The sequence below is a fragment of the Caballeronia arationis genome (assembly GCF_001544975.2).
Lineage (GTDB): Bacteria > Pseudomonadota > Gammaproteobacteria > Burkholderiales > Burkholderiaceae > Caballeronia > Caballeronia arationis.
Map to the genome: position 1 here is coordinate 1 of NZ_FCOG02000623.1, position 511 is coordinate 511.

The 511-nt window shown below is 66.3% G+C and carries 1 protein-coding gene; it reads left to right on the plus strand.

Annotation, left to right across the window (positions count from 1 at the left end):
• Positions 1-83 precede the first annotated feature (83 nt).
• Positions 84-511, plus strand: a 428-nt coding sequence (locus tag AWB81_RS44165; protein WP_374730561.1) for an SDR family NAD(P)-dependent oxidoreductase, incomplete at its 3' end; no start/stop codon positions are given.

The window sequence follows — 511 nt, forward strand, 5'->3', positions numbered from 1 at the left end:
TAACTACATGAGACAGGAACTCGAAATTAGCGCCGCCGCGTCGGCCCCTACTCGCTGAACCTGGACGGAACGGAACGGTCTGCGTGGTCACGGGTGCGGGCAGTGGCATCGGCGCCGGTATCGCGCGCGCGTTCGCCAGTGTCGGAGCACATGTGGCGCTGGTGGACCGGAATCTTGGCGGCGCTGAAGGTGTCGCCGCCGAACTCCGGCACGCCGGTGCGGTGGCGCAGGCGATCGGCTGCGACGTGTCGGATGAGGCCTCGGTTGCCGAGGCAGCCGGCGCGGTTCGTGCAGCGCTCGGCCCGGCTAGCGTGCTCGTCAACAATGCGGGGCTGCTGCGGGCCGGACCTCTCGACACGGTGTCGATCGCGGATTGGAACCAGGCCATCGCCGTGAACCTGACCGGCTATCTGCTGTGTGCTCGAGCTTTCGGAGCCGACATGCTGGCCGCAGGGAAAGGCAGCATCGTTCACGTTGCCTCGATTGCGGCACTCAATCCGCAGACCAATAG